This window comes from Halovivax gelatinilyticus, assembly GCF_024300625.1.
In the GTDB taxonomy this organism is placed as follows: domain Archaea; phylum Halobacteriota; class Halobacteria; order Halobacteriales; family Natrialbaceae; genus Halovivax; species Halovivax gelatinilyticus.
In genome coordinates this window covers 3,290,053-3,315,327 of sequence record NZ_CP101322.1, presented here as the reverse complement: position 1 = coordinate 3,315,327, position 25,275 = coordinate 3,290,053, and the positions used below count along the sequence as shown (strand labels likewise).

At 61.4% G+C, this 25,275-nt stretch carries 28 protein-coding genes and 1 tRNA gene; 14 read left to right on the top strand and 15 right to left on the bottom strand.

The annotated features are described in order from the left end of the window. Position 1: 1 nt before the first annotated feature. Together guaB and NKH31_RS15735 are read left to right on the top strand one after the other, a co-directional pair. Complete coding sequence (gene guaB, locus NKH31_RS15740; RefSeq protein ID WP_254862741.1) at positions 2 to 1,504, top strand: IMP dehydrogenase; 1,503 nt, start codon at positions 2 to 4, stop codon at positions 1,502 to 1,504. A gap of 97 nt (positions 1,505 to 1,601) precedes the next feature. Then, positions 1,602 to 2,009 carry a hypothetical protein gene (locus tag NKH31_RS15735; RefSeq protein WP_254862740.1) on the top strand — a complete coding sequence of 136 codons (408 nt, stop codon included), beginning with the start codon at positions 1,602 to 1,604 and terminating at the stop codon, positions 2,007 to 2,009. Positions 2,010 to 2,074: 65 nt separating this feature from the next. On the opposite strand, the gene NKH31_RS15730 is transcribed toward NKH31_RS15735, so the two are convergent. From NKH31_RS15730 to NKH31_RS15715, 4 genes are all read right to left on the bottom strand, one after another. Continuing rightward, on the bottom strand, positions 2,075 to 3,814 hold the full coding sequence (locus NKH31_RS15730) for a YcaO-like family protein (protein ID WP_254862739.1): 1,740 nt from the start codon (positions 3,812 to 3,814) through the stop codon (positions 2,075 to 2,077). A 110-nt stretch (positions 3,815 to 3,924) separates the two neighbouring features. Further along, positions 3,925 to 4,362 carry an RNA-binding protein gene (locus tag NKH31_RS15725; RefSeq protein WP_254862738.1) on the bottom strand — a complete coding sequence of 146 codons (438 nt, stop codon included), beginning with the start codon at positions 4,360 to 4,362 and terminating at the stop codon, positions 3,925 to 3,927. A 23-nt stretch (positions 4,363 to 4,385) separates the two neighbouring features. Then, positions 4,386 to 4,583, bottom strand: coding sequence for a DUF1918 domain-containing protein (locus tag NKH31_RS15720; protein WP_254862737.1), 198 nt, complete (start codon positions 4,581 to 4,583; stop codon positions 4,386 to 4,388). A gap of 130 nt (positions 4,584 to 4,713) precedes the next feature. Beyond that, positions 4,714 to 5,706 (bottom strand): DHH family phosphoesterase, encoded by a 993-nt coding sequence (locus NKH31_RS15715; protein WP_254862736.1) that lies wholly within the window; start codon positions 5,704 to 5,706, stop codon positions 4,714 to 4,716. A gap of 170 nt (positions 5,707 to 5,876) precedes the next feature. On the opposite strand from NKH31_RS15715, the gene NKH31_RS15710 reads away from it, so the two are divergent. Further along, positions 5,877 to 6,077, top strand: coding sequence for a dodecin (locus NKH31_RS15710; protein WP_254862735.1), 201 nt, complete (start codon positions 5,877 to 5,879; stop codon positions 6,075 to 6,077). 12 nt (positions 6,078 to 6,089) lie between these two features. On the opposite strand, the gene NKH31_RS15705 is transcribed toward NKH31_RS15710, so the two are convergent. The 3 genes from NKH31_RS15705 to NKH31_RS15695 form a co-directional block, all read right to left on the bottom strand. Further along, positions 6,090 to 6,458 carry a HesB/IscA family protein gene (locus NKH31_RS15705; RefSeq protein ID WP_254862734.1) on the bottom strand — a complete coding sequence of 123 codons (369 nt, stop codon included), beginning with the start codon at positions 6,456 to 6,458 and terminating at the stop codon, positions 6,090 to 6,092. 98 nt (positions 6,459 to 6,556) lie between these two features. Beyond that, positions 6,557 to 7,837, bottom strand: coding sequence for a histidinol dehydrogenase (gene hisD / locus NKH31_RS15700; RefSeq protein ID WP_254862733.1), 1,281 nt, complete (start codon positions 7,835 to 7,837; stop codon positions 6,557 to 6,559). A gap of 37 nt (positions 7,838 to 7,874) precedes the next feature. Further along, complete coding sequence (locus NKH31_RS15695) at positions 7,875 to 8,096, bottom strand: hypothetical protein (protein ID WP_254862732.1); 222 nt, start codon at positions 8,094 to 8,096, stop codon at positions 7,875 to 7,877. 135 nt (positions 8,097 to 8,231) lie between these two features. On the opposite strand from NKH31_RS15695, the gene NKH31_RS15690 reads away from it, so the two are divergent. The 3 genes from NKH31_RS15690 (at position 8,232) to NKH31_RS15680 (ending at position 10,297) form a co-directional block, all read left to right on the top strand. Next, the gene (locus tag NKH31_RS15690; protein ID WP_254862731.1) at positions 8,232 to 8,600 is read left to right on the top strand and encodes a hypothetical protein; all 369 of its coding nucleotides are present in this window, start codon (positions 8,232 to 8,234) and stop codon (positions 8,598 to 8,600) included. Between the two features lie 48 nt (positions 8,601 to 8,648). Beyond that, a complete protein-coding gene (locus tag NKH31_RS15685; RefSeq protein WP_254862730.1) occupies positions 8,649 to 9,524 on the top strand; it encodes a class I SAM-dependent methyltransferase in 876 nt (291 codons plus the stop codon). 203 nt (positions 9,525 to 9,727) lie between these two features. Further along, the gene (locus NKH31_RS15680; RefSeq protein WP_254862729.1) at positions 9,728 to 10,297 is read left to right on the top strand and encodes a cupredoxin domain-containing protein; all 570 of its coding nucleotides are present in this window, start codon (positions 9,728 to 9,730) and stop codon (positions 10,295 to 10,297) included. A 434-nt stretch (positions 10,298 to 10,731) separates the two neighbouring features. On the opposite strand, the gene NKH31_RS15675 is transcribed toward NKH31_RS15680, so the two are convergent. Then, the gene (locus NKH31_RS15675; protein WP_254862728.1) at positions 10,732 to 12,108 is read right to left on the bottom strand and encodes an NAD(P)/FAD-dependent oxidoreductase; all 1,377 of its coding nucleotides are present in this window, start codon (positions 12,106 to 12,108) and stop codon (positions 10,732 to 10,734) included. Positions 12,109 to 12,251: 143 nt separating this feature from the next. Between NKH31_RS15675 and NKH31_RS15670 the strand changes: the two genes are divergently transcribed. From NKH31_RS15670 to NKH31_RS15655, 4 genes are all read left to right on the top strand, one after another. Next, positions 12,252 to 13,040: an enoyl-CoA hydratase/isomerase family protein gene (locus NKH31_RS15670; RefSeq protein WP_254862727.1), complete on the top strand. Its 789-nt coding sequence runs from the start codon at positions 12,252 to 12,254 to the stop codon at positions 13,038 to 13,040. Positions 13,041 to 13,124: 84 nt separating this feature from the next. After that, positions 13,125 to 13,631 (top strand): hypothetical protein, encoded by a 507-nt coding sequence (locus NKH31_RS15665; protein ID WP_254862726.1) that lies wholly within the window; start codon positions 13,125 to 13,127, stop codon positions 13,629 to 13,631. Between the two features lies 1 nt (position 13,632). Then, positions 13,633 to 14,502: an SAM-dependent methyltransferase gene (locus NKH31_RS15660; RefSeq protein ID WP_254862725.1), complete on the top strand. Its 870-nt coding sequence runs from the start codon at positions 13,633 to 13,635 to the stop codon at positions 14,500 to 14,502. 91 nt (positions 14,503 to 14,593) lie between these two features. Beyond that, positions 14,594 to 15,790 carry a pyridoxal-phosphate-dependent aminotransferase family protein gene (locus NKH31_RS15655; RefSeq protein ID WP_254862724.1) on the top strand — a complete coding sequence of 399 codons (1,197 nt, stop codon included), beginning with the start codon at positions 14,594 to 14,596 and terminating at the stop codon, positions 15,788 to 15,790. Positions 15,791 to 15,807: 17 nt separating this feature from the next. On the opposite strand, the gene NKH31_RS15650 is transcribed toward NKH31_RS15655, so the two are convergent. Next, positions 15,808 to 16,539: a fumarylacetoacetate hydrolase family protein gene (locus NKH31_RS15650; protein WP_254862723.1), complete on the bottom strand. Its 732-nt coding sequence runs from the start codon at positions 16,537 to 16,539 to the stop codon at positions 15,808 to 15,810. 128 nt (positions 16,540 to 16,667) lie between these two features. Here NKH31_RS15650 and NKH31_RS15645 point away from each other — a divergent pair. Further along, positions 16,668 to 16,742, top strand: a tRNA-Glu gene (locus NKH31_RS15645). A 510-nt stretch (positions 16,743 to 17,252) separates the two neighbouring features. On the opposite strand, the gene NKH31_RS15640 is transcribed toward NKH31_RS15645, so the two are convergent. Continuing rightward, on the bottom strand, positions 17,253 to 18,125 hold the full coding sequence (locus tag NKH31_RS15640; RefSeq protein WP_254862722.1) for a UbiA family prenyltransferase: 873 nt from the start codon (positions 18,123 to 18,125) through the stop codon (positions 17,253 to 17,255). A 219-nt stretch (positions 18,126 to 18,344) separates the two neighbouring features. On the opposite strand from NKH31_RS15640, the gene sucC reads away from it, so the two are divergent. After that, positions 18,345 to 19,493 (top strand): ADP-forming succinate--CoA ligase subunit beta, encoded by a 1,149-nt coding sequence (sucC, locus tag NKH31_RS15635; RefSeq protein WP_254862721.1) that lies wholly within the window; start codon positions 18,345 to 18,347, stop codon positions 19,491 to 19,493. Next, positions 19,490 to 20,359: a succinate--CoA ligase subunit alpha gene (sucD, locus tag NKH31_RS15630; RefSeq protein ID WP_254862720.1), complete on the top strand. Its 870-nt coding sequence runs from the start codon at positions 19,490 to 19,492 to the stop codon at positions 20,357 to 20,359. Before sucC ends, sucD begins: the two co-directional genes overlap by 4 nt. 163 nt (positions 20,360 to 20,522) lie before the next feature. Here the strand turns inward: sucD and NKH31_RS15625 are convergent, their stop codons facing one another. The 4 genes from NKH31_RS15625 to NKH31_RS15610 all read right to left on the bottom strand — a co-directional run bounded on the left by NKH31_RS15625 (position 20,523) and on the right by NKH31_RS15610 (position 24,256). Beyond that, entirely contained in the window at positions 20,523 to 21,416 is an 894-nt protein-coding gene (locus tag NKH31_RS15625; RefSeq protein WP_254862719.1) for a prolipoprotein diacylglyceryl transferase, read from the bottom strand. A gap of 284 nt (positions 21,417 to 21,700) precedes the next feature. Beyond that, complete coding sequence (locus NKH31_RS15620) at positions 21,701 to 22,009, bottom strand: chorismate mutase (protein WP_254862718.1); 309 nt, start codon at positions 22,007 to 22,009, stop codon at positions 21,701 to 21,703. Then, entirely contained in the window at positions 22,006 to 22,878 is an 873-nt protein-coding gene (locus NKH31_RS15615) for a shikimate kinase (protein WP_254862717.1), read from the bottom strand. Before NKH31_RS15615 ends, NKH31_RS15620 begins: the two co-directional genes overlap by 4 nt. 85 nt (positions 22,879 to 22,963) lie before the next feature. Beyond that, positions 22,964 to 24,256, bottom strand: a complete 1,293-nt coding sequence (locus NKH31_RS15610) for a polysaccharide deacetylase family protein (RefSeq protein WP_254862716.1) — start codon at positions 24,254 to 24,256, stop codon at positions 22,964 to 22,966. A gap of 321 nt (positions 24,257 to 24,577) precedes the next feature. On the opposite strand from NKH31_RS15610, the gene NKH31_RS15605 reads away from it, so the two are divergent. Beyond that, the gene (locus NKH31_RS15605) at positions 24,578 to 25,012 is read left to right on the top strand and encodes a DUF5796 family protein (protein ID WP_254862715.1); all 435 of its coding nucleotides are present in this window, start codon (positions 24,578 to 24,580) and stop codon (positions 25,010 to 25,012) included. A 52-nt stretch (positions 25,013 to 25,064) separates the two neighbouring features. Here the strand turns inward: NKH31_RS15605 and NKH31_RS17730 are convergent, their stop codons facing one another. After that, complete coding sequence (locus NKH31_RS17730; RefSeq protein ID WP_256547898.1) at positions 25,065 to 25,199, bottom strand: DUF7128 family protein; 135 nt, start codon at positions 25,197 to 25,199, stop codon at positions 25,065 to 25,067. Between the last annotated feature and the right edge of the window lie 76 nt (positions 25,200 to 25,275).

Below are 25,275 nucleotides of genomic sequence, written 5' to 3'. Positions count from 1 at the left end.
CATGGCGAACGATACTCCACCGTCCGACTTCTACACCGAGAAGCTGCGCGTCCCCGAAGCGTTGACGTTCGATGACGTCCTGCTTCGTCCGAAGGAGAGTCGTGTCGAACCCGACGACGCGGATCTCACGACGCGGATTTCTACGAACGTCGAGGTGTCTGTTCCCATCCTCTCGGCGGCGATGGACACCGTTACCGAGAGCGAGATGGCGATCGCAATGGCTCGTCATGGCGGACTCGGCGTCTTACACCGGAACATGACCATCGATCGGATGGTCGAGGAGATAGAGCGGGTCAAGCGGGCCGACGAACTGATCATCCCCCTGGACGACGTCGTCACGGCCGACCCGGAGATGACGATCCGTGAAGTCGACGAATTCATGGCGCGCAAGGGTGTCGGCGGCGCGCCGGTCGTCAACACGCGCGGGGAAGTTCTCGGTATTATCTCGAGTACGGACATTCGTCCGCACCTCGAAGTGAACGAAGACGATCCTGTCACCGAGGCGATGACGGACGAGGTGATCACCGCGCCTCAAGAGATCGGTCCCCGCGACGCGTTCGATCTGATGTACGATCACAAGATCGAGCGGGTGCCGGTCGTCGACGACGAGAACCTCCTCGTCGGGCTCGTGACGATGCAGAGCATCCTCCAGCGCCGGGAGTACGAACAGGCCGTCCGTGACGAGGACGGTCAACTCCGCTGTGGCGTCGCCGTCAGCCCGTTCGAGACCGATCGTGCCGAAGCGGCAGACGAAGCGGGTGCCGACATTCTCTTTATCGATACAGCCCACGCGCACAACCTGAACGTCATCGACGGTGCACGCGAGGTCGCAGACCGCGTCGAGGCCGACGTCGTGGTCGGAAACGTCGGAACGCGCGAGGCGGCGGCCGATCTCGTCGACTTCGCGGACGGAATCAAAGTCGGAATCGGACCGGGGTCGATCTGTACGACGCGGATCGTCTCCGGTGCCGGAATGCCCCAGATTACGGCCGTCTCGCAGGTCGCTGATGTCGCGGCCGCCCACGACGTGCCCGTCATCGCCGACGGTGGTATCCGGTACTCTGGCGACGCGATCAAGGCGATCGCCGCGGGCGCCGACGCCGTCATGCTCGGGTCGTACTTCGCCGGGACGGACGAAGCGCCCGGTCGCGTGGTCACGATGAACGGCAAGAAGTACAAACAGTACCGAGGAATGGGCTCGGTCGGCGCGATGAAATCCGGTGACGCGGATCGCTACCTCAAGAAGGATCCGGAAGACGACGAAGATTACGTACCCGAAGGCGTCGAGGCGGCAACCCCGTACAAGGGAACGCTCCGGTCGGAACTCCACCAGCTTTCCGGCGGCATGCAGTCGGGGATGGGATACGTCGGTGCGGCGACGATACCGGAGTTCAAAACGCGTTCCGAGTTCGTTCGCATCTCGTCCGCCGGTCAGGCAGAGGGCCACGCCCACGACGTGGTTATCACGGACGAAGCGCCGAATTACACTCCCAATTCGGAGTGAGTAGCCACCGTCGAGTAATCGTCAGCCCATCCCCTTCGAACGGAGAATGGCAGTCACATTCGAAACACTCAGGAGTATCGACGCGCTAAAACGAATCGTGAATCGTCGTACTATTCTCGCTGCCGTTGGCGGCCTCTCTGCGTTCGGATTCGTCGGCTATCTCATCTCCGAAATGCGACTCAGTCTGCCGGTGTTAATCCGAGTGATGAACGAGACGGACACCGACAGGAACGTGGCGATCACCGCGTACGAAGTCGATACCGACAGGCAAACGTTCGACGCGTCGTTCAACGTTCCGGTAGACTCGACGGCGACGCCGGGGAGGTTGTCAAACTCGGATGCCTACGTCGAGGTCGTTCTCATGGAACCGCTATCCGATTCGGACGACGGAGAAGAAACTGCCATCGCCGATACCGCCGAAACGTTCACCGGCGAAAATACCCAACGGCTCACCGTTTACATCACTGACGACGGACTCGAGATCGACGAAGAGTATCGAGAGTAACGTTTCACGCGATCGTGTGGTGGATTTTCGAGCGGACAACAGATCGAACCCCTCGGACGGGTGCGTTACGGATAGGGGTGTGGCTCGCGGTCGGGGCGGGATTCGAATCCGAGCGATTCTGGAACGGTCTCGATTCGTTCGCCGAAGTACGGTTCGTCCGTAAACAGTGGTTGTGCGTCCGGAACGACCACTCGTACGGCCTCGAACCCGATCGATTCGACGTCGCGCGTCGTAATCCGAGCCGCGTAGACGTCGAGGTTCGCCGCTTCGAGGCGTTCGAGCAACGCCGTCACAGCGTCCGTTCCCGTTGGGACAGACTGAGGGCCGACCGTAGCCGCGTCGATCGACGACTCCGGCGAGACGAACGACCTGGCTGGGTCAGGGAACGACGCGTATTCGCCGATCCAGGCCCCGGCGTCTTCTGCGTCGTCGAGACCGATCGACCTGAGTTCCATCCAGTTCTGCGTCGCCTCGGCCAGCGCATTTCTCGCAGCCTGGATCACGTCGAGCGAGGCCGCGGAACCGACCGCGAAGGCCGGCCAGTCCGGTTCCGGTTCGTCACGGTGGACGGCGACGGTAACGACCGGGACGTCTACGTCCTGTGTGACCAGAAGAGGGGTGACCGAAAGGCCCTCGCTCTCGACCCGTCCGGCCAACCGGTCGAACGGTTCGTCTTCGAGCTCGAGTTCGAGGGGTTCGAACGTCGAATACCACGCGAGCATCGTCGCGTCACGCTCGATGACCTCCGTGAGTCCGGAGATGACCGCGTCCGCCATCGAGGAACCGAGTCCGAGGCCGGTGGTGATCTGTGGAACCAGGCCGCCATTGGGTTGTGGGAAGTGAACGACATCGGCGTGGAGGTAGGTAGGCTCGTCACCGATGAGGTCCAGACCCTCGACCCACGGGTGTGCGTCCTCCGGGTCGAGTTCGTCGGCGTCGTCGGGACGAACGATCGTCGTCGGGTCGAGTACGGCGTCGAGCTCGTCGAACGTCGCTTCGATACAATCGACGTCCCGGTAGACGCCGGCGCAGTAGCGCTCGAGGGCCTCACCGATCGCCTTCACGAACGCTCGATTCCAGTCTTCGTCGACCCCGGCCGCGTTGACAGGCGCGCTGGCGTCGCTGTAGGGCTCCGTGTCCGCGAGCGTCGAGAGATAGTACGGCGCTGGATACGAGTCGACTTCGCCGATCGAGCGAACCAGGCCGACACGGTCGTCGATCGCCCCTTCCATTCGATCGACGGTCGACTCGAGCGTGCGCTCGGTTTCGTCAGTCAGCTCGATCGTCCGATCTCGACCCTCGGGGTGACAGCGACACGACGGAATCGGATGAACGGCCCGACGGGTGTACGGTAGTTCGACTGTCGAGCCGAGAATCGACTCCTCGTCACGTGCGAGCATCCTGACGCACTCGCGACCGGCGATCGCACCGGCGAGACGGACCGTCTGTCGGTCGGCGCTCGGGTTCGCGGTCGTCGTGTACGCTGACCGGGTCGATGCGACTCGTGCGCGAAGGCAGTGATAACACGCGGTTTTAGGCCCGTATCCGGTGATAGCTGCATCGACGGAACTGATCGACTGACCACCCACGCCGCCGACCTCCACCGAGATCCACGGCGTATTTCCATCCCGAGCCATTTGCGAGGCGATGCGAAATCGCTCTGACCCCGCGACGTCGGTTACGATGGCGACCCGGGCGTCTGCAATGTCTTCGAGTGCTGCCTCTTCGAGACCGATGTCGACGTCGGTCAGCGCAGCTTCGACCTCCTCTTTGACCGGATCGTCGCCCACGAAGTGTACGTCCATACCGTTACACACGAATTCGGTCGTAAAAAATGCCCCGTTCGCTCGTTCGAAGCCGGCCCAAATGAATTGTCACTGTCTATCCGATCGAAGCGGGATCGGAGTACGAGCCGTCAGGTTCGTTCCTCAACGGCGTCGAGAACCGATTTCGCGTTTTCGACGGCGGCGTCTTTCGTCGCTGGATAGGCCTCCACCTTGGCCCGGAACGTGATTCCCTCCCCGAGTTCGACGCTGCCGTTGAACGCCGCCTGTTTGTCAAAGCGCAAGAACAGCTCGGTGTTGTCCGTGACGCGTTCGTCGAGTTCGTTGTAGAGACGGTCGATGTCGGAGAGCGACGCGACGGTGGTGAGTACGTCGCGAACGTCGTCTGCGACCTCGATCCGCGCAGAGAGGATGAGGATCCGGTCGCCGTAGTGGGCCTCACTCTCCTGTCGATCGATCTCGGCGTCTTCTGGGAGGAACAGTCGGAGGGCCTGCTCGACGCGTTTCTCGTCTTCTGTCGCGTAACAGAAGGTTCGGAGGTCGACGTAGTGTACGGGTATCTGCGCCATAGTAACAGGGATCTTCGCGATACCTACGCTTCGTCTTCGTCGGGTTCGGCGAGTTCGAGAGCGTCTTCTGGGACGCCGGTTTCCTGCCCGTCCTCGAAGCTGATGGTGTACGTTACGTCACCGAACATCGACTCCATGGTCTGGGTGATCGTGCCGACTTCGCCGTCGAACTCGCTGTGCTTGTCCGATAGTACGACGTGATCGTCTTCCTCGAAGCTCATACGCGTCGTACCTCGGCGGCGTGTAAAAAGGGACTGATTCGAAGTCCCTGCCTACCGTCCGGACGACTCACCCAATCGATCGTTGCACTCAATCGATCGATGCACTCAATCGATCGATGCACCCGGTCGACTATATCTCATCGAAGAACCTCCGTTCGATTCGCTGGTTCAGAAACGAGAGCAACGTCTCGGCGTCGTCGTGATCACCGATCTCTCCGAAAATACCGAGGTCGATTCGGCCGCCGGCCATGTCGTGATGGCCGCCCGCCGCGCCGAGTTCGTCGAACGCCTCGGTCAGGAGCGTCCCAACGTTGACGCGCGGATCGATCGAACGGGCGCTCAATCGAATCGAATCACCGACGATTCCGTACGTGAGGACCGTGTTGACGCCTTCGACGTTCAGGAGGAAGTCGGCCGCCTGTGGGAGCGCGTCAGTCTCGCTGGTCTGACCGACCCCGGCGACGATGGCCGAACCGTACTGGCGTCTCGAGAGGATCGCACGGCCGATCGCGTCGATCGTTTCGGGGGTAAACGCGCTCCCGTACAGTTGCTCCAATCCGTCGAGGTCGGCATGCTCGTACACGATGAGAGCGGCCTCGTACTCCGCGCTTGTCGGCGATCGAACGAAGTCGAGGCGCTCTCGGTGAATCGCAAACAGGATGGCCGTCGCAAGGCGCTCGGTCAGTTCGATGTCGAGCGCCGTAAGATACTCGACGAAGATCGTCGCCGTTGCACCGTAGGCCGGCCGTACGTCGACGAACGACGCCGGGAGGCCGCCGTCTGGATGGTGGTCGATGATTGCGTCGGGAGTAGTTTCCGGATCGATCGTAGAATTCCCACCGATGCGCGAGTGATCGACGAAGACGACGAATGTATCGGAGCCGATCGAAACATCATCTCCGTGTACCAGCTCGATCGAGAGCATGTTGACGAACGCCCTGTTCTGCTGGTGAGAGATTTCACCACCGTACACGATGGTCGTCTCGGAGACTCCGTTCGCGTTGGCAATTCGCTCGAACGCGAGTGCGCTGGCCAGACAGTCCGGATCGGGGTTGTCGTGACAGACGATGGCCACCGAGTCTACGGGTTCGAGCGCGGCGGCGAGCGTCTCCGCACGGTCCATACGACAGATTCGACGTCCTGACCCAAGAATCCGCCAGCCCTCACTCAGTTTTCGATTGTGGCGGTGCTTTCTTGGTCTCACGTTGACTTGTCTCGCCGCGGTGTCGAGGACCCCATCGGATCAGGCGATACACAGTTTGATAATCCACGGCGTGGTAGTCGTACTCGCAGATGGTATTTAAGAAAATAACACTGATCGGAACGAGTGACGAGAGCTTCGACGCCGCTGCCGACGACGCGATAGATCGGGCCGAAGCGACGCTGCAGAACGTTTACTGGGTCGAAGTCGACGAACTCGGAGTCGAAATCGCCTCGGTAGACACCCGCGAATACCAGGCGGAAGTGACGGTGGCGTTCGAACTAGAAGACTGACGAACGGGCGAGTTACGTCCGGAAGGATTCGCCACAGCCGCACTCGCTCACCACGTTCGGGTTCTCGACGTGGAATCCCTCGGCCTGGAGTCCGCTCTCGAAGTCGAGGACGCTCCCCTCGATATATTTCAGACTGGCGGGATCGACGAAGATCTGGAGTCCGTGATGGGTGTAGATCGTGTCGTCCTCTTCGGGTGCATCGTCGAATCGCATCCCGTAGGAGAGTCCCGCACAGCCGCCCTGCTGGACGAAGAGTCGAAGTCCTGCGACGTCGTCGTCCAGGCCTTCTTCGCTTAGCAACGAGAGCGCCTGGTCGGCCGCGTTCTCCGTGACTTCGATCCGTGGCTGGGTCTCTCCACCCGATGCCGGTTCGGTACTCATGCGTGGACCTACCGGTCCAACGATGTTAACCTTGACGCTCGAAACAACGGCGGTCGACTCGTTCCGATCGTCATCGATCTGTTGTAGAGTCCCGCCGATTACTCGTCCAGGCGCTGTCGCACCGTTTCTGCGTGCGCATCCAGCCCCTCGGCTTCGGCGAGCGTCGTGATCGTCGACGAGAGGGATGCGAGTCCGTCACGGGAGAGTCGCTGGACGGTCGTCGCGCGCAGGAACGTCTCGACGGAGAGGCCGCCGGTCACCTTCGCCCCGCCGCTCGTCGGCAGGACGTGATTCGTTCCGCTGGCGTAGTCGCCGGCCGCGACGGGGGTAAATGGACCGAGAAATACGCTCCCGGCACTGTCGATTCGATCGAGGATCTCCTCGTCGTCCGCCGCGAGGATCACGAGGTGCTCCGGAGCGTACGACTCCGCAAAGAGGATCGCCTCGCTCATCGATCTGGCGATCAGCACGCCGCTCGAATCGTTCCCGAGCGCCTCACGGATCACTGGCTCTCTGGCCAGATCGTCGAGACGTTCGTCGACTGCGTCTGCGATCGCGCGACCGGTCGCCTCGTCGTCGGTAACGGCGACGACGGCTGCGTTCGGATCGTGTTCGGCCTGCGCGATGAGCTCGCCCGCGACGAACGCTGGATCGGCCGTCTCGTCTGCGAGTACGAGCACTTCGCTCGGTCCGGCGAGCGAATCGATCTCGACCGTACCGCGAACCACCGACTTCGCCGCGGTTACCCAACGATTGCCCGGCCCGACGATCTTCTGGACGCGATCGACCGTCTCGGTCCCGTAGGCCAGCGCCGCGATCGCCTGAGCGCCCCCCACGGAGTAGACGGCGTCGGCGCCGGCGGCGTGGATCGCACCCAGCGTGGCCGGGTTCGGCTCTTCGGCCGGTGGTGTGACGACGACCACGTGTTCGACGCCGGCGACGACGGCCGGGACGATACCCATGATGGCGCTGGAGGGATAGGCCGCTTCCCCGCCGGGAACGTAGACGCCAACGCGCTCGATTGGACGAAACCGACGGCCGAGTTCGCGTCCGTCGTCGAACTCACGACGCCAGTCCGTCGGTCGCTGTACCTCGTGAAACTCCCGAACGTTTTCGATCGCCGTTTCGATGGCCTGTCGGAGCTCGGCATCGAGTTCGTCCCACGCCCGCGCACACTCGTCCGTACAGTCGATGTTTCCGATCGAGACGTCGTCGAACTCCTCGCTGTAGGCACGAATCGCTGCGTCACCTTCTTCTCCAACGCGATCGACGATCGTCTCGACGTCCCCTCGAACGGCGTCGATCCCTGCATCGCGTTCGAACAGGGCCGCGCGATCGCCGGGGCCGAGGTCGCCGATGGTCCGCACCTCGATGGTCATACGAAGACTCGTCGGGGAGACGTGAAAAACCGTTTTGTTATCGGTCGGTAGCTTCGATTTGCCACACGCCGACCCAGTCGAGTGTGGCGCGAACGAAGAGATAGAGGACGAGTCCGAATCCGACGACGGCGAACGGCGCCTGAAGGTATTCTGCGTTCTGGCGACCGACCAGTAACTGACCGAATCCGCGAAGGAAGAAACTCAAGATGACTAGCCCAATCGCCAGAACGGCCAGCTTCACGAATCCCTCTCGATCCATGTCGGGACGTTCGACGGTGTCGTGCTAAGGGTTGTCGATCCGATTTCCCGGTGTTCAGACCGCTCCCCCGGTGCGTTCACACGATCTGTCGGTCGGGAAAACAGTCTTTGAGCTTCGTCTCGAATCCGGAACGAAATGCTAGAGAAGATCCTCCACTGGATCGGGTACGTTCTCGCGTTCGTTCTCTTTCTCGGTGCGAACACGCCGTCAGCCGTCGTCGAACGGCTCCGGCTGGCCTACCGCATCGTCGGCGTCGAGATCGTCGAGACGCCGCGCATCGACGGTACCGAGCGGACGATCTTTCTCTGTCCGTACCGGAATCTGGCGGCGAATCGGTTCGGTAGAAAGTGGCTCTGTCACGAGAAGCTGGACCGGGTCGACGACGGTTACGTGACGTTTCTCAGGCGGCATCGAGACATCCACTACGTCCGCCCACAGTGTTGTCAAAATTTGACGTACTGTGATGAATCAGCCTACTGTTACTCGGAGGTTTCGCGGTTGTGATGATAGTATTCAAATGCAAGACTCGCGTCCGTCCGTCAGCTCCCAACGATGTCCTCGCGTGACCGCGTCGATAGAATCGACAGTCAGTTTGGAACGGAGAGTGACCGGACCGATATCTGGCGAGGCCTCTCGCTGTTTCTTTCCACTGACTCGTACCTCAACCTGGGCTACTCCGGTCGATTTCAGAGCCACCTGATCGGCGATCCCCAGGAGCGCCTCGTCGAACGCGTCGTCGATCGACTCGCAGCATCTCGACCGGATCCGAGGGCCGAACGCCTCCTCGACGTCGGTTGCGGTCGCGGAGCGCCGGTCAGGTACGCGGCAAATCGTTGGGGATTCGACGCCGTCGGCATCGATCTCGGGTCTGATAACCTCGCGCTCGCGAAAGCGAACAGTTCTTCCGGTGAAATCGACCACGGTTCCGAATTCGTCCTCGCCGACGCCACTTACATGCCATTCGACAGGAATGCATTCTCTGCGGCGATGTCGATCGACGCCATCGTGTACGTCCCCGATCGAAGCGCGGTATATGCGCAACTGGATCGCGTCGTCGGACCGGGTGGAACCGTGGTCGTTACAGACGTATTGCGCCGCCAAACCGATCTGATCGAACGAGCCGATTTGGATCGGTTTTCTCGGGCCTGGGGGATGCCACCGCCCGAACCGATCGACTCCTACGTAACTGCCATCGAACAAACGGCGCTCGAAATCGCGTCCATCGAGCGACTAACGGACGCCAGTCTCGGTACCGTTCGACCGTGGGCGAGGCTCTTTCTCACCGTCGCCGATGGGCCGATTGGTCCCGTACTTAGACGGGCTCTCATGCACTACCGAATGGATCCTGACACCGTGATCGAGCAGGTTCGGGCGGCCTATCGTGTGCTTCCCGCATTAGAACACGTCCTACTGACGATCGATCGGTAGGGAACCGGACTGTACTCGTCGCGTATGCGAACAATGTGACTCACAGCCCGCCTGGATCGACGTGGTAATCACGTGTTCACTGGGACGGGTAATCAATACTAGAACATTTACAGCGTAACGGTTGAAGGTTCGGAACTACCATACTATTCGAATAAAATACGGTGGAATGGAGTTATTTGCGTCGGAGGGTTACGACCCTTGCTATGACACCGGAGAGACATCCGACACGACGACGAGCGCTAAAGCTCGCAGGCGTCGCTTCTGCCAGCGTTCTGCTGGCAGGGTGCCCGGACGATGACGACGATACTGACGACGTCGACGACGGTGAAGAGGGGCCACCAGAACCCGACGACGAAGAGCCAGAGGATGATACCGAAGATCCTGAAGACGATGCTGAGGACCCAGATGACGACGATGAAGACGACGATACCGGAAACGGGTTCGAGATCGAACCGGATACCCAGATCGAGTTCGACGGACAGACGGAGGGGTGGATCGGAATCGCCCCTGACGACATCGAGGGCGAAGAGAACCCGACGCTCGTGTTAGAGGAAGGAGAATCCTACGAGATCGGCTGGACCGAAGGGGACGGGGCCACCCACAACATAGAAATACGAGACGACGACGGCGAGGTCGTCGACGACCTCGAGACGGACTTTACCGACTCGCCGGACGACGACCAGTGGCTCGAATTCGAGGCGAGCGACGAGATGACCACCTACGTCTGTGAACCCCACGAGACGACCATGGTTGGCGATATCGAGGTCGAATAACAACAATAGGGGCGTTATCGAGGTCGAATATCGAGCATTGACGGCCCGCTCATACCGTCGCCTAAAACTGGTCACTTGCTGGATGTATTCGTGCGATTGTTCCGTATCGAACGTGTCGCCCGGAACACTAACGTCCAGCCTCATCTCTGGCGGCGTGCCGAATCGGCTGGCTAACCCTCGTGCCGGGCGGGTGGTGACTCCACCAGGTCCCGACGGATTTCCGCCGGGGCGGTTCCGTTGAACCTGCTGACGGTCGAAACCGTCTCCGCGTGTCGCGCACCCGGGTTCTCCATGCCGTCATCGCACCCGTGTGGGTAAACTCGGTCGGGGACTGAGGTACGCACCTAGCGTAGAGTCCGACCGGTGAAAAGCGCTTCTTTGTTACGAGTCGGTCAATCGGACGATAGTACGGCCGGGACCGACGGCTGGTGGGGTTAGTAAACGTACTCGTCTTCTGCGAACTGGACGTAGCCGCCGTCTCGATACCGGAACTTTCGTCGCTTGTACGCCAGGAGGAGCTTCGTCGCCCCGATTCCGGCCGTATACCGACGGCCGAGCAGTCGACCGCCGTACCCGTCGCCGATCATCCCGTTTGCGACGTCGAAGACGCGGTCCCAGTCGTCCGGCTGATAGTCACCGACGATGTCGGCGAAGCAAACGTTTCGCAGGATTTCGCTACCGACAGCGCGCTTCCAGACGTCGTTGTACGAGCCGAGTCGGTCGACCGCGGCGAGTCGGCCGGCGATCTTCCCGGTTCTGACGGCGACGTGGTAACCGCCCTCGTGAAACGCTGAGGTCGTCCCCATCGCCCCGCCAGCGACGGCGATACCGGCTTCGACTGGGGAGTCGATCGGGCGCGTCGAGGAGATCGGGTAGGTTTCCGTCCCCCGCGCTTTTCCGCGGTCTTCGACGAGCGGGATGTCGCGTTCGACGTCGTACTCGTCGCCGTAGACGCGTTCGAGCAGCCGCGTTATGTACGTCGATCCGGACGGTATTCCGCCGTCTGACGGATCGAGCAATCGATAGGTCTCCGGGTGCTCGACGTCGTCGAGCGTCATACCGATGGGCATCGTCAGGCCCACGCGCGCGACGGTTCCGTCGTTCGGGAACACCCATGGGTAGGCCGTCTCACCGGGCATCCAGCCCCACCAGAAGACGAGCCGATCGTCGGGGAACAGTTCCTCGGGGAATTCGCGGTACTCCTGATAGGCGATGTGGTTGGCCGTCGGCGGGGAGAGAAACTCCGAGATACTGGTTCCGGTCGGTGTGAACTGATCCAACGCGTCGAGCGTGATTCGTCGCTGCGGACCATCTGCGAGGACGATTCGTTCGGCTTCTATCGAATCACCGTTCGAGAGCGTGAGCGTGTGGGTCTGCCCACTCGTGTGGATCTCGGTCTCGAGCGAGGAGACGCTCGTCCCGACGCGGATATCCGCACCGGCGTCTCTCGCACGCTCGTAGAGCCAATCGTCCATGCGCGCGCGGTGAAAGGTGAATCCAAACGACGGGTAGGAGGCGTCCATACCGGTCGTGTTCAACTCGACACGCGTCGACGGGCCGACGAAGTCCGTCCCCGAGAGCTCCTGCAGGATGACGTCGTCGGGAATCTCCCGGTAGTCTTCGTCCATGATGTCGATCCAGTAGTCGAGCATCCCCGCGGCGTCGGTCGAGTCGGGCCCGAGTTCCTCGCGATCTTCTCGCGGGACGCCCTGTTCGAGACAGACCGTCTCGGCGCCGTGGGAAGCGGCTTGCTCGGCGGCGGACGCACCCGCCGGGCCGCCACCCACGATCGCGACGTCTACGCGTTCCATATGCCGGCACAACTCACCAACCCCTAATAAGCGGTCTGAAACGTCTCGAAGTCGTGTTGATCGACACAGTGGCGCATAGACGGCGCCAACGAACCCCGGACGAATCACCCCAGTTTTTGACCGTACGGAACCGATCACCCCGTATGAGTCAGTCACCGCACGTAGCAGTCGAAACGGTAGATGGAGTCGGTCGCGTCGTCATGAATCGAACTGATAGGCACAACGCGATGGACCCCGAGATGGCCGAATCGATCGCCGACGGTCTCGAATCGCTGGCCGGTGACGACGACGTTCGATGCATCGTGCTGACCGGCGCTGGGCACGTGTTCAACACCGGTGCCGATCTCTCTACACTCGACGGCGACGAGACGGATGCCAACGAAATCGACGACATCGCCGGCCCGCTTCACGAGAGCGTTCGGACGATGGCGACCGCGCCGAAACCGGTCGTCACGGGTATCAACGGTATTGTGGCCGGTGGCGGTCTCGGGCTCGCGCTCGCTTCGGACGTCGCCCTCATGTCCGAATCGGCTCGGATCGAGTACGCGTACCCGAAGATCGGATTGTCCGGCGACGGCGGTATCACCTGGCTCCTGCCGCGGCTCGTCGGGCTCCGACGCGCCCAGTCGTTCACACTGCTCGGCGAGGCGTTCGAGCCGACGGAGGCGGTCGAGTACGGACTGGTTACCGAGACCGCGCCGGCGGACGCGTTCGACGAACGACTCGCCGAAATCGCCGAGAAATTAGCGTCCGGGCCGACCCGGGCATACGGGACGATCCGCCAGCTCCTGTTCGCGGGAGCCGATCGCTCACTCGACGCACATCTCGTCGACGAGCGCGATCGATTGACCGACCTGACCGGGACGACGGACTACGCAAGCGGCGTCGGAACGTTCTTCGAAGACGGCGAACCGGAGTTCGTCGGCCGGTGATCGTCGGCCTCACGTCACCCACACGCTCGACGGTTTGGCCGCCAGATCACCACGTATTTGTCGACGGATCGAGAGTGATCACCAATGAGCGGTGACGATTCAGGGGCCAGATCGAACGTCTCGGCGGGCCACATCGGGTTGCTCGTATTTACCATCGTCGCGACTATCTTCGCCCTCCTCTCCCAGACTCGACCGGTGGTGTTCGCGGTGCTCTGGATCGGGGCACCTGTCGTCGCGTTCGGAACGCTCGTCCGCGTGTTTCGCGGAAACGACGAGATACGGAGCGCCCGAGGGCTGCTCTTCGCGATGATCTGTGGCGTACTGACGGTCGCGGCCATTCCGCTCGGATTTGCGATCGTCGCCGAAACGATCGCGGACGCGATCGCCTTATTCGGGTTCATTACCGCACTACTGGCTATCGGAATCGCCCGGTTGTCAGTTACCGAACCCCACGCTGACGGAGACCGAGACATTCCCACTCCCGAAGCGCTCGCAGAATACGAACCGTTCGAACCGGCTGATTCGGACGAACCCCACCCCACAGGGAAAGCCGAGCGTGAGCGGCTACCACCGACGGACGACGGCCACTGACATGGATCGAAAGACGACGAAACGAGACGACGAGTTGCGAACGGACGCGGTGACCGACATGTACGAACAGTCCTTTCCCCTGCACGAGCGACGCTGGTCCCAGGAAGGACACCGGAGCTATCACCACGGCTATTACGAATCGGCAGACGACGACCCGGCCCGCGCCGTAGAGCGGATGTGTGAGGTAGTGGCCGACGCCGTGGCGATCGAATCCGGCGACCGGGTACTCGACCTCGGATGCGGCGTCGGCTCCGATACGCTGTGGCTCGCCGAGACGTACGACGTGTCGGTCGTCGGTGTGAACGTACACGACCGACAGCTAGAGCGAGCGCGGTCACACGCCGCGGCCACGGAATCTGCCGATCGTATTTCGTTTCGATTCGACGATTTTCACGAACTCGAATCCGTCGACAGCGGGTCGGTCGACGTCGTCTGGGGCGTCGAAGCGCTCTGTCACTCTCGAGATGATGACGCCGTGGTCGACGCCTCGAGTCGCGTCTTGGACGGCGGCGGTCGGATCGTCTTTGCAGATCTGTTTCGACGATCCGAAATCGAGGACCAGCAGGTCGCGAGCCGTTTCGAGAAGCTCTACGACGCCTGGGACGTTCGGTACGACCCCATCGACGAACTCACGACCGCGCTCTCGAACGCGGGATTCGAGAACGTCACGGTCAGGGATATCAGTGACGCGGTCAGACCGTCGATCGACGAGGCCGGCCGGATGAGCCTCTACGGCTACCCGTACTACAAACTGCTATCGCTGCTCGGGCGAGTCGACGACCGACTCGTCGGCCTCGCGATCGGAGGGTATCACTGTCAGAAGTTGTTCGGTGACCACCTCGGATACTACGTCGTATCGGGCGAACGGTAGCCGATCCTGGTGACGGCGTCGCTCACACTCGATCCAGCCCGCTCGATTCCGCTTCGTGAACGTTTTTCTCGCCCGCGCCCGGAAGATCGCTATGGACGGAGAGACGGCGAACACACCATCGACGAGCGAACTCACGCCACCGAATCGAACACTGATGGGGCCGGGTCCGAGCGACGTCCACCCTCGCGTGCTCAGAGCGATGAGCACGCCGCTGGTCGGTCACCTCGACCCAGCGTTCATCGATCTGATGAACGAGGTCCAGGAGCTATTGCGATACACGTTCAGGACCGACAACCGGTGGACGATACCCGTCTCGGGGACCGGATCGGCGGCGATGGAAGCCGCGATCGCCAACCTCGTCGAACCGGGCGACACGATGGCCGTTCCAACCAACGGATACTTCGGCGGACGGATGGCTCAGATGGCAACGCGCGCCGGTGGGACAGTCGTCGAGATCGAGGCACCGTGGGGTGAACCGCTCGATCCGGACGACGTCGAACGAGCGCTCGCGAAACACGACCCCGACGTCTTCGGATTCGTCCACGCCGAGACGAGCACCGGCGTGCGCCAGCCGAACGTTCCGGCGTTGACCGAGGCCGCACACGACAACGGTGCGCTCGTCATCGCAGACACCGTCACGTCGCTCGGCGGCGTCGAACTGCGCGTCGACGAATGGGGCATCGACGTCGCCTACGCCGGCGCACAAAAGTGTCTGTCCTGCCCACCAGGTGCGAGTCCGCTGACGCTCTCCGACGAAGCGATGGAGCGGGTCCTGGCTCGTGACGAGCCGCCACGATCCTGGTACCTCGATCTCTCGTTGCTCGAGGGGTACTGGGGGGAGGCTCGATCGTACCACCACACGGCGCCGATCACTAACGTCTACGCCCTGCGCGAGGCGCTCCGACTCGTCGCCGAGGAGGGGATCGAATCTCGCTGGAAACGACACGAACGTCTCTCCGGGGCGCTCCAGGCAGGTCTCGAACGGATGGGACTCGAGATGAACGCCCCGCCTTCGGCCCGGTTGCCGAGTCTCAACGCCGTTCGGGTGCCTGAAGGTGTTAACGACGCCGATATCTGTAGCGACCTGCTCGATCGGTACGACCTCGAGATTGCATCGGGACTGGGAGATCTCGCGGGTGAGATATTCCGAATTGGCTGTATGGGCCACTCGGCGAGGCCCGAAAACGTTATTCTCACCGTCGCCGCGCTGGGTGAGGCTCTGGACTCCGCCGGTGCCGACGTCGACGCCGCCGCGGGCGTCGAGGCCGTTCAATCGGCGCTTCGGTGACGTTCAGACGGAGTCGGTCAGGGCCACTCGACAGTGTGTTCGAGCGTTCCAACCCCTTCAATTTCGATCTGGACGTGCGAGCCATCCGAGAGCGGGCTGACGCCCTCGGGCGTGCCGGTCGCGATGACGTCGCCCGGTTCGAGCGTGAGGTAGGACGTGACCTCGGCGATCAGTTCAGGGATGGAGAAGATGAGTTGGTCGAGCGAACCGTTTTGCGCCGGCTCGCCGTCGATCGACGAGCGAACGGCCGCGTCGTTTGGAACCTCGTCGGGTGTCGCTAGCACCGGTCCCATCGGACAGGCGCCGTCGAACGCCTTCCCGCGGACCCAGTTCGTCTCCTGACGTTGATCGTCGCGATTCGAGACGTCGTTGATGGCGGTGAAACCAGCGACGACGTCCATCGCGTTCGACTCCTCGACGTGACGACACTGCTGTCCGATGACGACGCCGAGTTCCGCCTCGACGTCCAGGCGCTCGGTTCCAGCGGGTGCGGTGATCGTATCGCCGTGGCCGGCGAGCGTGTTCGGCGGCTTGAGAAATAACAGCGGTCTGTTTGGGACCTCGTTTCCGAGTTCCTCGGCGTGTTTCGCGTAGTTCCTGCCGATGCAGACGACCTTCGTCGGTTCGCAGGGAGGGAGTATGTCGACAGTCTCGGGATCGTACTCGGTCCCGCCGAAAGAGATGGTACCGGAATCGAACGTTCCACGCCGAACGGCGCCCGCTTTATCGCGAAATCGTACGTACTTCATACGCGAACGCTCGCCGTGGGCGAGTAAAAGCGTTCTACTTCGTCAACGTGACACGAATTCACACGCCTGATCCGGAACGGAACGCTTTTTACTAGGCCCCGGCAATCCTTCGATGTCGAGTGATCGACGCTCCGTTGGTGTAGTCCGGCCAATCATTTCGGCCTTTCGAGCCGATGACCTGGGTTCAAATCCCAGACGGAGCACTTCTACGCGAACAAAACGTGAGCGGAGAGTGCAGTCCTGGATTAGAAGTAGAGAAGTCGCAGCCCGCGCAGGGAACGAAGTGACCGAGCAGGACCGTCTTCGCGTAGTTCAAATCCCAGACGGAGCACTTTTCGAGCGGAACGACGCGAGGCGGAGTGGAGCGAAGAAAAGCGCACATGGACGGGATTTGAATCAGACGAGTCGCACGCTCGCGAGCGTAGCGAGCGAGATCGTCTCGACGTAGTTCAAATCCCAGACGAAGCACTACAGTTTTTCTTGTGAGTGAAGCGTACACAGGTGGCTTTTGAACACGGAAATCGGGAGATAACGAGGATTTGTATCGGGATCCACTCCCTGCCGTCGGACGGTCCCATTCCGCATTGTGGTCCAAACTTGTGATAAACGGTGTCGATACGGGTTTCAAACCGGGGTGACAGCCTGTCGACTTCGGTGACTGTCCGCTCACTAGTTCTCGGTCGGTTGCTTCAGGCGACGGTTCAGGCCCAGTATTAGAGGACGCCCGTGGCGGCGAGTACGACAACCACCGTCGCGAGAAAGAGGTGCTCACCGTCGACGACGAATCCGTAAAACAGCGGACCGGCGTCTGTATCTGCGCGGATGGAGTAGGCGAATACGTACGCACACAAACTCAGTAACACGAGATATCGAGGGGAGACACGGTCGATCAGGACGGATCCGACGACAGCTGCGGCGACGAGGACGGTTGCGCCAGCACACCCGTACCGGGTTCGTTCGGTTCCGACAACCCGGGGAATCGTCGTGATGCCTTCTCGCCGATCCCCGACGATATCCTTCACGTCGAAAACCACCGCCGCAATCGTCAGCATGCAGAAGACGAACCCGGTGAGAAACAGAATCGTTGTCCGTCCCGCAACCCCGTAGTAGACGCCGGTACCGAGCGGGATACCCGCCCAGGCGACCCCGACGAGGACGTTCTTGACGAGCAGATACTCCTTCAATCCGACGACGGAGTACAGACCGATGACGACGACTGGGGCGAACAGCAGCTCCGCGCGCGGGACGTCTAATAGGAGTGCGAGCCCCGCGGCGAGTAGGTAGCCAATGGAGCCAACGGCCAGCACAAATCGACCGTACCGTCTCGTGAACGTCGCTCTTCCGGGAACGTTGAACTCGTCCTCGTCGATGTCCGTGAATCGATTCAGACTGTAGACGAACAACGTTACGACGAAGACGATAAACAACGGGATCGGATCGAACGGAAGCTCCGCGAGCACGACGGTCGTCACGACCCAGCTCGTCGCGGCGAGTGAGATGAAGACGTTACTGTGGACGAGCGCGAGTGCGACTTTTTCCCAGAACGACGTGCTCTCACCGCCCGTCCAAGAACCGTCTTCGTCCATGTTCGCTACGCCTGCAACCTCGCGATTGGACGGTTTTAAGGTACTGGTGCGTGCGAACCGAGCACGCAATTTGAGTCCATATCGCCGGGATCGAACGTTCGGTGGTCGGCCTCGATCCAGTAGGATTGTAGACATTCGCCGAAATTTCGTCGTGGGCCGGATTCGAGTCCTTTCGACAGTACTAACTCGGCCTTGCTCGAATTTTTCTATGAGTTCACAATGAAGTTGCACGAGTATCAGGCGAAGCAGGTGTTCGCCGATGCGGGGATTCCGACGCCGGACTCCGCACTGGCATCCGACGTCGACGGCGTACTGGAGGCCGCCGAGGAAGTCGGATACCCGGTGGCGATCAAAGCGCAGGTACAGGTCGGTGGCCGCGGCAAGGCGGGCGGCATCGAACTCGTCGAGAACGCAGACGAGGCTCGAGAGGCAGCCGATCGAATCCTCGGGATGGATCTAAAAGGCATTCGCGTCGAATCCGTACTGGTTGAGGGAGCCGTCGACTTTACCGACGAGCTCTACGTCGGCGTGACGATGGATCGCGCTGCGGGGAAGCCGGTCGCGATGGTCTCGACTCGCGGCGGGGTCAACATCGAGGAGGTCGCCGAGGAAGACCCAGACGCGATCGCCCGAGTACACGTCGATCCCTCGTTCGGAATGCACCCCTATCAGGCGCGAAAAGCCGTCTACGACGCGGGCGTCGATCAATCGATCGCCCGCGATGTGGCCGGCGTTCTATCGACGCTCTACGACCTGTGGGACGCGAAAGACGGAGCCGATGCGGAGATCAACCCGCTGATGGTGACGGCTGACGACGAGGTCATCGCCGCGGACGCGGTCATGAACATCGACGAAGACGCCCTCTTTCGCCAGCCCGAACTGGCGGAGATGGGCGACGAAGCGGGCGGCGGCGACGACCTCGAACGGAAGGCCGACGAGTACGGGTTCGACTACGTCCGGCTCGACGGTTCCGTCGGCATCATCGGTAACGGTGCCGGCCTCGTCATGACGACACTCGACCTCGTCGACTACTACGGGGGATCGCCGGCGAACTTCCTCGACGTCGGCGGCGGCGCGAAAGCAGAACGGATCGCGAACGCCCTGGACATGGTCTTCTCGGACGACAACGTCGATAGCGTCGTGTTCAACATCTTCGGCGGCATTACCCGTGGCGACGAGGTGGCAAAGGGAATCAACGAAGCGCTCGAACAGTTCGACGACATTCCGAAACCCGTCGTCGTCAGACTCGCCGGTACGAACTGGGAAGAAGGGATGGAGATTCTAAACGAAGAACTCGTGACGGTCGAACAGACGCTCGAAGACGCCGTGCAACGGTCGGTCGAATACGCAGACGAGGTGAGCGCATGAGCGTCCTCGTCGACGAAAACACGCGCGTCGTCGTACAGGGAATCACCGGTGGTGAAGGGAAGTTCCACACCGGCCAGATGATCGAGTACGGAACGAACGTGGTCGCGGGCGCCGTCCCCGGAAAAGGCGGCCAGGAGATCCACGGCGTCCCGGTCTACGATACGGTCGACGAAGCCGTTCGGGCGGAAGACGCCGACGCGTCCGTCATCTTCGTTCCGCCGGCGTTCGCCGGCGACGCCATCTTCGAGGCGCTCGATACCGACCTCGATCTCGCTGTCGCCATCACCGAAGGTGTGCCGACCCAGGACATGGCCCGCGTGAAAAAGCGATTGTCCGAGACCGACACCCGTCTCATCGGCCCCAACTGTCCGGGAATCATCACCCCCGGCGAGTCGAAACTCGGCATCCTCCCGGGTAACATCTTCTCGCCCGGTTCCGTCGGCCTCGTCTCTCGCTCCGGAACGCTCACCTACCAGGTCGTCGACAACCTGACCAACCGGGACATCGGTCAAACGACGGCGATCGGAATCGGCGGCGACCCGATCATCGGTACCGACTTCATCGACGCCCTCTCCGCGTTCGAGGACGATCCAGAAACCGAAGTGATCGTCATGTGCGGAGAGATCGGCGGTGAAGACGAAGAGGAGGCCGCCGCGTACATCGCAGAGCACGTCGACACGCCGGTCGTCGGTTTCATCGCCGGCCGCACGGCACCGCCGGGCAAGCGCATGGGTCACGCCGGGGCGATCGTCTCCGGATCCGGAACCGGCACGGCAGAGAGCAAGATCGACGCACTCAACGAGGCGGGAGTCCCCGTCGGAGACACGCCCGAAGAGGTCGCCGACTCGGTCGAAGAACTGCTCTAGCCCGTCGGTAGACGACTTTTCCTACCGTTTTGAGGGTTGGTTTCCGTTCTGAACACGTGGAACGCTGGTGTTCGGTCACCGCAACGAACGATACTGTATCGGAGACGCTGTTCGACAACCGATCGACCGCCACAGAGTGGCCGTGACCTACCGGTGTCGACTCCTACCGAGTACGAAACGGCGTGAGTTTACAGACGAGGTCGCGCAGTCCCGTGACACGGCGCTCGGGTTCGGGATCGGTGTAGTGACGGTCGAACGTATCGATTCTCGTTCGAATCTCGCTCGTCGCAGATTCGTCGTCGGTGGGCGACGCTCCGTCGAGAGCGGTCGCCGATTCGTGCGAAGTGGCCGAAGCCGAGGATTCGGTCGCCGTCTTCGACTCCGCCGTCGATCCAGAGTCCGTCTCCGGGTCCGGGTCCGGCGTCGTTTCGCTCGAGATTCGCGACGGAGGTTTCTCCGTCGTGGGAACTTTTCCGCTTCCAGGGGACGTCACCGAGTCGAACTCGTCGGTGATCGAGTCTGTGTCGGTGGCGGCCGTCCGTGTTCGCACGGTTCCGGCTGATTCTGACGGAGATGTCCGCTCGCGAACAGTCGCAGTTGACGCGGTATCGGTTTTTTCGGCCGAAACTTCTGGCACGTCCGATCCGTCGTCGGCGTTGGATTTCGACCGCACTGAACGAAACGTTTCGATCGCCGCAGCCAATTCGTCGTTTTCGACACGGTCGACAGCCGGTTCACCAGAGAGAGCTGCACTGGTCATCTCAGTTTGCTGGATAGAGGGAGATTCGTCGGGAGTCGACGCCGGTTCGTCGACTTCGATCCAGAGGAATTCGCCGTCTGGGCGTCGGTCAGGGAGGATGTTTGCCTCGAACGCTTCGTCGTCGAACAGATCGTCGGGGGCCGAGGTTTCGACGGTCGGTTCGTCGGCTCGCTCGATGATATCGGAGGGACTCTCACCGTCTAAGATCGCGTCGGTATCGACGCTCGTTTCGCTCGCCGAAAGCTCGGCGAACACGTCGGAGGCGGTACAATCCGTGACGGAAGATACCGATTGCACCTCGTTCGATTCCATCCCGGGCGGTATCGACGTCGTCGAGTTCGATCGTCGCTCAGACCGTGAACGTTCCTCAGCATCGTTCACTTCGGTTTTCTGGCTCGAAACGCTCCCTCCCATTGCCCTTCAAAATACATTGAACCTTCTTTGAATTAAATCTTTCTGTTCCTATCTGCCCGTGAATGTGGGTAAAACTATGCAGAGATGACATATTATCATCGCGGAGGCAATGAACTATCGAACAACATTTGAGCAACGTGGAGCACTATCCGACGATACCGTCACAGTCACCGGTTTTCGCGCTGCTCAACCTTGTTGAGTTCGATCAGTAACCGGAAGATCGCCTTGACGAGGTTCGAATCGACGTCGAACCGATCGGCGTTTTCTCCCGCTCGATCCATCACGCGCGCTTCCTGGGCTTCGTCCGTGGTCGGGAGTCCCTCCTGATCTTTGACGCGAGCGATGGTGTCTGCGACGTACGTTCGTCTCGCGATCAACTGAACGAGTTCCCGATCGATCTCTTCGATCTCCGCTCTCAGTTCGTCTAAACTCATATCGGCCGTGTTCAATTCGTACTGGTCGGTAGATTCTGTCATACTACTGTGGCACCGTCCGTTCTCGTCTTCGTTCGCCTGACGGTTCCCGGTCGCTCTCCCCACGCGGTTTCGATCGAATCGAGCGCGTCGGGTCCACCGATGGCCACGTAACTCGGCCCGGTTCCCGAGAGGGAGACACCATCCGCCTGTGGAAGCGCGTCGATTAGCGGTCCCGTGGGGTACTCGAGTGCCCCGCAGTAGGCGAATCCGTTGACCGTCATCGCCTCACCGTATCGAGCGTCTAGCGCGAGTTCCGTACTCAACTCGGCCATCGAGACGATCGAATCGCAGGCGTCCGCATCGACGTCTACGCTGTAGGCGCGCTCTGGCGGCGTGTAGAGACAGACCTCCCAGTCGACGGTCTCGCGAGAGAGCAGTTCGTCGGACCGGTTGTCCGTTACGGTCACTCCGCCGAGCATGCTCGCCGACGCGTCGTCGAACGCTCCGGTCACCGTCACACCGGCGTCCCTCGCTGCCTCGACACCCAGTCTGGCCGCATCGACCGGATCGACATCGGCTGTGACGCCGAGTGCGTCTAGCGTCGCGAGGACGGTCGCGTTCGCCGCTGCGCTCGAACTCTTCAACCCGGAAGCGATCGGAACGTCGCTTTCGGTCCGAACGCGAAATCCGATCGAGTCGACGTCCATCCCTGCGTCCGCACCGAACCGATCGATCGCGAGCCGCGCGGTTCGCTCGATCAGCGTGGTGTCGGCCGACGGCGCATCGGCGATTTCCGAGGACACCGTTCCGTCGTCGGTCAGTTCGACGGTCGCAACGGTCTCTACGTCGATCGCGAACGCCGATCCGCGTTCGGTCGCCAGCGCGTTGACGATCGTTCCGGCACCCGGAGCGACTGCCCGACCTTCCATAGCCGTACTCCGGTCACCGACTACTTACGGCTGGCGGTGATGGCAGATGTGACGCCAGCGAACCAGGCACACTGTCCGACCGAGTTTACGTCGGTGAAACGTACTGATCGACCATGTCCGCGGGCGTGATCACCTCGAGATCACCGGCGGTCACTCGCTCTGTCACGCGAGCAATCGTCGCTTCAAGCGCCGCGAGCGAGTCCCCGGGTAACGCATCGAACGGAATCGCGGTGATCCCGCCGATATCCGCCGCCCAGTCGACCAGTTCTATCGCGTCTTCGGCATTCGACGGCGACTCGGCGACGGTCCAGAGGTGTGGGTTTCCGGCGTATCCCTGCGAACGAGACCGTGCGGCGAACCCCAGGTCGTAGGCAGAGGTTACGCGCTCGTAGGACGCCGCGTCGTACCGTCCGTCCGGAAACCCGACGACGCTGGGTCCACCGGCGAAGCCGCGTTCATCGAGCCAGGCGGCGGACTGGTCGATCTCCCGATCCAGTTGACCGTCACCCAGCCCGACGAGCGCTCGTCCGGTCGCGCCGTAACTTCCGACGGTCCACCCCGACCGATCGAGATCACCGACCTGATCGGCGGTCATCATCGCCCCACCCGCACCGATCCGTTCGGTCGGTACGAGCGCCGTGGCGTCCAGCCCGTTCGACTCGAGAAGCGACAGTGCGTGTTGGTGGTGAGATTCGTGGCCGCCACGGAAAATCAGCGCCACGGCCGAATGATCGGGCCGGGGGACGAAGTGAAGGTCGTCCACCCAGAACCGAGACGAATCTCCGACGTACCAGCGAACGAATTGAATAACGGTAACACGACTCGGATCCGGATCGCCACGGACTCGGGTCAGACCGAAATTTTTCCGGACGAACGGCGTCCCGCCGGGAACGAATTGACCGAACTCGTTGTAGTTGTTATCCGCATCTTGTAGCTGGATCATCGTCCACCCCGGACCGTCCGCCGTTACCGCGATACCCGGAGTGACCCCTCGGACGTCGATCGGTTCGTCCAGTTCCCACCGAAGACGCGCCGTACGTTCGTCGTTCGGTCTCATCAACACCGACTGCGAACCGAGCGACGAGCGGTCACGATCGGGCCCCATCGTCCCCAGATACTCGATCCAGTGATCGAGCGATTCGAAGTCGTCGTACGTCCCGACGAGCGGATGCACGTCGTCCGGTTCCTCGGTCTCGTCCTCGTCCTCGTCTTCGTCCGTCTCATCTCGCGTTTCGTCGGGGTCCAGCGTTGGCCGATCGAGATCTGGATTCTCAGTTTCAGTGGTCGATTCGGCTTCCGTCTCGCCGGTCCCCGTACAACCTACCACCGAAAGACAGCTCGTTACGACCGCCATCGAGAGGTATTCCCGTCGGTCCATCACACACCCTATTCGAGATGGTGGTGTCGAATTGTTATCCGTAAAATAGCGGATGACGGTCGTCCATACTCAGGGGGAGACCGTCGGTAACCGAATCGAACACGCCTGTCGGGAATTCGGTATTAATCTCGTGGTCCGGGAACCGTCGGCTGACCGGCTCTCAATAATAGTTCGCGGTCATCGCCTTACGGTCAGTAATCCCTCCGATCGTCGTCCGTCGGTACGCGATCCGATAGAACACCCGAATCTCACGCGTGTATCCGCCAGATAAATCGATTGGCAGAACACAGCTTTTTGTCCGTAACGGCGTAAGCGTCTCCTATGAGCACCCGATCGAACGTCGCCCCGAGCACGCTGGAGGTAGACTTCGTAGACGGCGGGATCGTCGTTCGGTATCTAGACGGTCGCGAAGCGTTCTACCACGGGCCGCCCAAGCCGGTCGTCAATTCGGTGACGACGCCCCCCGGAAAGGAGGTACACGTGCTGGTGACCGATCCCGACGGATTCGAAGGTATCATGACGTACGTCAACGATCTGAAGACCGATTCGGCCATCCTCGAATCGAGCGGTGTGGGCCGTGTTCTGCTGGACCGCAACGAAGAGAGCGAGCTGTTTTCCGGGGTGACCGCCGAAGTCGAGGGATATTCGGTGACCGTCTCGGCCGACCTCGACGTCGTCGACGGCCGGGTTTTCGTTTTCGCCGAAGATGAGGTCAGCGAACACGCATACGAACTCGTTTCGGCGGACGACGAGTAGGGTGCTGAGTGCGAAGGCCCGGAATACGAGTAGTCCACTGAACGCGAGTATCTCACTGAATGTACGACGGCTCGTCGTCGTCGCAATTGGACTCGTGGGTTCGAGCGTCCTGGAACTCGTCGAACAGGAGACCGCACGTCTCACACTCGTACCAGGTCGTACCGTCTCGTTCCGTTTCGACCACCATATCCTGATCGACGGTCGCTAGTTCAATAGCTATTGTGCACCGAAGCCAATAGGTCGGGATGTATTCGCCCGGCGAG

Coding starts and splice junctions, on each gene's coding strand:
- NKH31_RS15610 (WP_254862716.1), bottom strand. CDS start 24,256: ATGGACCGACGGGAATACCTCTCGATGGCGGTCGTAACGAGCTGTCTT.
- NKH31_RS15725 (WP_254862738.1), bottom strand. CDS start 4,362: ATGGCGCAGATACCCGTACACTACGTCGACCTCCGAACCTTCTGTTAC.
- NKH31_RS15655 (WP_254862724.1), top strand. CDS start 14,594: ATGGACGGAGAGACGGCGAACACACCATCGACGAGCGAACTCACGCCA.
- sucD (WP_254862720.1), top strand. CDS start 19,490: ATGAGCGTCCTCGTCGACGAAAACACGCGCGTCGTCGTACAGGGAATC.
- NKH31_RS15720 (WP_254862737.1), bottom strand. CDS start 4,583: ATGAGCTTCGAGGAAGACGATCACGTCGTACTATCGGACAAGCACAGC.
- NKH31_RS15620 (WP_254862718.1), bottom strand. CDS start 22,009: ATGACAGAATCTACCGACCAGTACGAATTGAACACGGCCGATATGAGT.
- NKH31_RS15675 (WP_254862728.1), bottom strand. CDS start 12,108: ATGGAACGCGTAGACGTCGCGATCGTGGGTGGCGGCCCGGCGGGTGCG.
- NKH31_RS15605 (WP_254862715.1), top strand. CDS start 24,578: ATGAGCACCCGATCGAACGTCGCCCCGAGCACGCTGGAGGTAGACTTC.
- sucC (WP_254862721.1), top strand. CDS start 18,345: ATGAAGTTGCACGAGTATCAGGCGAAGCAGGTGTTCGCCGATGCGGGG.
- NKH31_RS15690 (WP_254862731.1), top strand. CDS start 8,232: ATGCTAGAGAAGATCCTCCACTGGATCGGGTACGTTCTCGCGTTCGTT.
- NKH31_RS15640 (WP_254862722.1), bottom strand. CDS start 18,125: ATGGACGAAGACGGTTCTTGGACGGGCGGTGAGAGCACGTCGTTCTGG.
- guaB (WP_254862741.1), top strand. CDS start 2: ATGGCGAACGATACTCCACCGTCCGACTTCTACACCGAGAAGCTGCGC.
- NKH31_RS15665 (WP_254862726.1), top strand. CDS start 13,125: ATGAGCGGTGACGATTCAGGGGCCAGATCGAACGTCTCGGCGGGCCAC.
- NKH31_RS15680 (WP_254862729.1), top strand. CDS start 9,728: ATGACACCGGAGAGACATCCGACACGACGACGAGCGCTAAAGCTCGCA.
- NKH31_RS15695 (WP_254862732.1), bottom strand. CDS start 8,096: ATGGATCGAGAGGGATTCGTGAAGCTGGCCGTTCTGGCGATTGGGCTA.
- hisD (WP_254862733.1), bottom strand. CDS start 7,837: ATGACCATCGAGGTGCGGACCATCGGCGACCTCGGCCCCGGCGATCGC.
- NKH31_RS15650 (WP_254862723.1), bottom strand. CDS start 16,539: ATGAAGTACGTACGATTTCGCGATAAAGCGGGCGCCGTTCGGCGTGGA.
- NKH31_RS15670 (WP_254862727.1), top strand. CDS start 12,252: ATGAGTCAGTCACCGCACGTAGCAGTCGAAACGGTAGATGGAGTCGGT.
- NKH31_RS15685 (WP_254862730.1), top strand. CDS start 8,649: ATGTCCTCGCGTGACCGCGTCGATAGAATCGACAGTCAGTTTGGAACG.
- NKH31_RS15710 (WP_254862735.1), top strand. CDS start 5,877: ATGGTATTTAAGAAAATAACACTGATCGGAACGAGTGACGAGAGCTTC.
- NKH31_RS15705 (WP_254862734.1), bottom strand. CDS start 6,458: ATGAGTACCGAACCGGCATCGGGTGGAGAGACCCAGCCACGGATCGAA.
- NKH31_RS15715 (WP_254862736.1), bottom strand. CDS start 5,706: ATGGACCGTGCGGAGACGCTCGCCGCCGCGCTCGAACCCGTAGACTCG.
- NKH31_RS15615 (WP_254862717.1), bottom strand. CDS start 22,878: ATGGAAGGTCGGGCAGTCGCTCCGGGTGCCGGAACGATCGTCAACGCG.
- NKH31_RS15660 (WP_254862725.1), top strand. CDS start 13,633: ATGGATCGAAAGACGACGAAACGAGACGACGAGTTGCGAACGGACGCG.
- NKH31_RS15730 (WP_254862739.1), bottom strand. CDS start 3,814: ATGGACGTACACTTCGTGGGCGACGATCCGGTCAAAGAGGAGGTCGAA.
- NKH31_RS17730 (WP_256547898.1), bottom strand. CDS start 25,199: ATGGTGGTCGAAACGGAACGAGACGGTACGACCTGGTACGAGTGTGAG.